Origin of the sequence: Psychrobacter sp. PSP (assembly GCF_024085615.1) — a bacterium.
Taxonomy (GTDB): Bacteria; Pseudomonadota; Gammaproteobacteria; order Pseudomonadales; family Moraxellaceae; genus Psychrobacter; species Psychrobacter pacificensis.
Map to the genome: position 1 here is coordinate 1 of NZ_JABLTF010000001.1, position 4,449 is coordinate 4,449.

Consider the following 4,449-nt stretch of genomic DNA (forward strand, 5'->3'; position numbering starts at 1 on the left):
TATCTTCTTAACGGCTTCTGCTTTAAATTCGTCACTGTAGGTTCTTACTTTCTTGGTCATGGTAAACTCCGATTAATACGCTTAGTTTACCAAGTTTACCTCTACGGTTTCTTCAGCATAGCTCATAGCTTGTCTTCCTTTCTTTTCTTAAAAATCTTATCACCATGTTGTTCAAAAAGCTTAACCACATCTGACATGGGTATTTCAGCAGCAACTGCAAGAGCTAGGATTCCACCTATAGAAGTACCGGCGATTAAGTTAAAAAATCTACCTATAGGATAACCATACTCGTTTTCCAGCTCTTCTAGAACTTTAGCGGTGTACAAACCTCGAAAACCTCCACCAGTTAAAGTTAGTATTCGAAATGAATCATCATGGACCATACGTAATCTCCTTATAATTTATATATATTGGTTTATCTTTTTAAATTTTCAAGGTATTACCAACAATATTTCGCTACATAATGAACCGCCCCGGTATTGTCGGAGACTCAACATTCTGAGAGAATACAACGATGAAAACACGACACTACACCCCCGAGATTAAAGACCGCGCCGTTCGCATGCTGATTGAAGCATTAAGCGACTATCCTTCCACCTGGTCAGCTATTCAAGCAATTGCACCTAAGATTGGCTGTACGCCTGAAACCCTGCGGTCATGGCATAAAAAGCACATAGATCAAACTATTCCTGCCTCAGTACAAGCTCAAAGTGACAAAGAGCGTATCAAAGAGCTTGAACGAGAGAACAAAGAGCTCAAGCAAGCCAATGAGATTATACGTAAGGCTGCTGGTCTTGAAGCCCAGGCGGAGAAGGGCCGTCCACCCAGATAATGGTTCAGTTTATTGATGACTATAGAGGTAGTTATGGGGTCGAGCTGATTTGTAGAGTACTACCGATTGCCCCATCAACCTACTACCGTGCTAAAGACTTAGAGGACCGCCCTGAGAAGCGCTCATTACGCAGTCAGCATGATGACTATTATCTCAGAGAGATTAAACGTATTTGGCAAGACAGTAAATGCCGTTACGGTGTTCGTAAAGTCTGGCAGCAGATGAAGGCTGATGGCGTAAAGGTTGCTCGTTGCACCGTCGAGCGTTTAATGAAGCAGTATGGTATGCAAGGCATCTGGCGCGGTAAGGGTAAGATTACCACCAACAGCCGTGACGACCAAAAGCGTGCTGACGACTTGGTCAATCGTAACTTTAATGCCCATCGTCCTAATCAGCTTTGGGTTGCAGATTTTACCTATATCAAGACACTGAGTGGCTGGGTTTATACTGCTTTTATTATTGATGTGTTCGCTCGTGCCATTGTGGGCTGGAAAGTATCCAATCGCATGAACACCGATATGGTGATGGCCGCGCTCAATCAAGTGGTAGCAGATAGGAATAATCCCAAAGATGTGATTCATCACAGTGATCGAGGGGTTCAGTATTTATCCATTCGCTACACAGATAAGATGGCTGACTGCGGTGTGATTGCCTCTGTTGGCACTACGGGTGATTCTTATGACAACGCACTGGCTGAAACGGTCAATGGGCTGTACAAGTCTGAGGTGATTCATTATTTGAAAGAGAGCTGGTCTAGTGTGAACGATGTTGAACTGGCAACCCTTGAATGGGTCGATTGGTTTAACAAAACACGACTGCATAGCACGATTGGATATGTGTCGCCCTTTGAGTTTGAAAAGCGGTATTATGATAATTTAATCCTGTCAGGCATTGCTGCCTGACTAAAGTAAATCAGCCTCCGATAAAGTCGGGGCGGTTCAAGGTCAATCAAACTTTGGGTGTCTATTTGGGCAATAGTAAGGCTTATGGACCCAGGTCCTGGGGCTCTGATTTGCAGCTTGATGTTTTGTATGACGGAGGGTGAGGACAGATGAGTTGCTTGAGGTTCAAGGCGGATTGGGATAAAGCAGGAGTTTGGATCAGCAGGACTGTTTATGGCAGCAGGTAATATGCCAGTTTCAGTCTTGTTGCGGTGATGCTGACGTTTCCAGTTATGGAGAAGGTTCTGGTTGATGCCATGGTCTCGAGCGATACTGGCAATTGATCGCCCTGAACCTTCAGCTTCTTGTACTAAAAGTTCTTTAAACTCAGCACTGTAAGTTCTACGTTTGGGTTTGTTAGGTGGTTGTGTTGTCATGTTAGTGTCCACGATTATTAATCGTGGACACTATCTCGCATTTTTTAAGTGAGGAAAAGATGGGATGGTCGGATGCTTACGTTAGATTCACTCTATTAGTAAACAAATTTAATGTTACGTTGTAGATGTCACTAAATTATCAATAGAGATGTTAAGAAAGTGTGAAGATGCAACTATTTAGATCTATTAAAATTTCTATGTATGAGTTTAAAAGATCAAAGTTATACAAAGTCCTCGATTATCATGTAAGTTTAAAATCTCAGAATTAGAGTCCTTCATAAAGACATCGATACCTGCCTGCTCACAGATTGATTTAACAATAGAGAGCCCAAGTCCTGTACCTTCTATTTCCTGTGATTGCTTACTTGCGCTATCTGATCTTGAAGCGCTTATACTATTGTTAAGTTTACTGTCGCTAAATTGATCAGCTGCACTAATCACTTGATTAAGCCGTATAAAGGGTTCAAAAGCTTTCTCATAATCACTAGGGTCAATGCCTGCGCCTGAATCTATGATCTGTAATACTAATTTGTTATCTAGCGTCTTGGATATATCATTTAATTTCCCAGATTGAATCACATGTGAGCCAAAATTATATTGAGCATTTAAAGCCGATTTATCCAAACTGCCTGAGTTTTGCTCAAGTTGATAGAGTTTAACCATGACTTGACCATTATCTAGCGTATAAATAATAGCGTTTTGAATCAGGTTTTTTATGAGCATTAATAATGATGTCTCATCTATCTTTACTTTGCTACTTGACTGTAAGTCGACAGTTAGTTCGATGTTCTTATTATCAGCAATAGGAATGAGTAACCCTATGACTTGTTCGATAATAGATTTAACATTGGTTGCTGTTGTCTCGGTACCAAGCTCGGTATTGATATTACCAGCACGAGCGAGCGTTAATAATTGCTCAACCAAACTTTGATTACGCCTCAAGCGAATAGCCAGTTTATCGAGGCCTTCCGACATAACGTTATCATTACTAATACGCTGTAATCGTTGTAATTGTAGTGAGATGGCAGTCAGCGGCGAGCGCAGTTCATGGGCAGCATCAGCGATAAAGCGTTGCTGACGTTCAATACTAATTTTGACTATAGCCAATAATCTATTTAACGATTCGGCTAGTGGCAGCAATTCAGAGGGCAGTCTACCAATCGATAAAGGACTTAGGTCATTCTCATTACGTGCGCTTATCTCATGATGCAATTGACGCACAGGTTTCATCATGCGCCACATGATAAAAGGCAGTAAAAGCAGTAATAATGCTATACCGATAATAAGGGGTAAAAAAGACTGTAAGGCACTAGCTTTGGCTAAATCATCCTGTAAATCTGTCTGTTGGCGCAAAATTAGAGCCACTTCTTCATCAGTATCTAAAGACTCAATCTTGACATCATTTCTATAGGTTCGCCAAGAATGACCGTCAATGTTTTGATCGCTTATCCCTTGTGGAACGCTATTTACTAATGCCAACGGTATAGGTTCTGAGTAATCATGCTCATCATCGCTTTGAACGTTCTGATAATCTTCTACCCCGTTATTGAGTGAGGCGGAGAGTATGACTATATCAACGGTGATCGCACCATCATCGTCATCGGTATCAAAGTGAATGTTGCTGCGGGCATGCTCGTCACTGTATGAATAAGCAGCATTATTATTTAAACCACTAATATTAAGCGACTGCTCTAATAAGGCAGCAGTATTTTTTAAGTTATCATCCTGAAAGTCATTTATCTCGTTATAGCTGTACCAAAATCCATAACCACCAGCCACTATTGCCAGTAGTAATAATGACACAACAGACCAAAAGATAAGTTGGAACTGTAATGAGTTAAAGGGCTTACGAAATTTAGGCATTGCTGATATACCATCCAAGGCCACGAACATTTTTGATTCTATCTTGTCCGACCTTTTTGCGTAAACTATGAATCAAAAACTCAATGGCGTTACTTTCAACTTCGCCGCCCCAGCCATATAACGAATCCTCAAGCTCATTTTTGGACATGACTTTTTCAGGCGATAGCATAAAGGTAGTGAGAAGCATGTACTCCTTTGCGGTTAAATCGATAGGGCTACCATCCATCATGACCCGTTTGTGCGCGGTATCTAAACTTAAATTGCCAACCGTCACTTGATTATCAGCCTTGCCTTGGGCACGGCGAATAAGTGTAACTATCCCCTAAAATAACACAGCTCAAACGTAGAATTTCTTATAAAATACCCATAAGGAGTTTTGATATGAGCAAACGAATGACTGAGACCCAAATAGTATCCATTTTAAAAGAAGCAGAAG

At 41.1% G+C, this 4,449-nt stretch carries 5 protein-coding genes and 1 other annotated feature; of the genes, 1 reads left to right on the top strand and 4 read right to left on the bottom strand.

The window, feature by feature from the left end; translation table 11 throughout:
• Nucleotides 1-122 precede the first annotated feature (122 nt).
• Nucleotides 123-383, bottom strand: coding sequence for a patatin-like phospholipase family protein (locus HL061_RS00005; protein WP_252962363.1), 261 nt, complete (start codon nt 381-383; stop codon nt 123-125).
• A gap of 131 nt (nt 384-514) precedes the next feature.
• Between HL061_RS00005 and HL061_RS00010 the strand changes: the two genes are divergently transcribed.
• Nucleotides 515-1,734 (top strand): IS3 family transposase gene (locus HL061_RS00010; protein ID WP_093071339.1). Its coding sequence is split into 2 segments (ribosomal slippage): nt 515-797 and nt 797-1,734, totalling 1,221 coding nucleotides; the frame shifts between segments, so codons are not numbered across the junction.
• Nucleotides 790-906, top strand: a sequence feature (AL1L pseudoknot). It overlaps the preceding gene by 117 nt.
• Here HL061_RS00010 and HL061_RS00015 read toward each other — a convergent pair.
• The 3 genes from HL061_RS00015 to HL061_RS00025 form a co-directional block, all read right to left on the bottom strand.
• The gene (locus HL061_RS00015; protein WP_093071340.1) at nt 1,698-2,150 is read right to left on the bottom strand and encodes a transposase; all 453 of its coding nucleotides are present in this window, start codon (nt 2,148-2,150) and stop codon (nt 1,698-1,700) included. The genes HL061_RS00010 and HL061_RS00015 overlap by 37 nt on opposite strands.
• 207 nt (nt 2,151-2,357) lie before the next feature.
• The gene (locus HL061_RS00020) at nt 2,358-4,013 is read right to left on the bottom strand and encodes a HAMP domain-containing sensor histidine kinase (protein ID WP_025672617.1); all 1,656 of its coding nucleotides are present in this window, start codon (nt 4,011-4,013) and stop codon (nt 2,358-2,360) included.
• Nucleotides 4,006-4,287 carry a winged helix-turn-helix domain-containing protein gene (locus HL061_RS00025; RefSeq protein WP_252962364.1) on the bottom strand — a complete coding sequence of 94 codons (282 nt, stop codon included), beginning with the start codon at nt 4,285-4,287 and terminating at the stop codon, nt 4,006-4,008. Before HL061_RS00025 ends, HL061_RS00020 begins: the two co-directional genes overlap by 8 nt.
• Nucleotides 4,288-4,449: the final 162 nt, after the last annotated feature.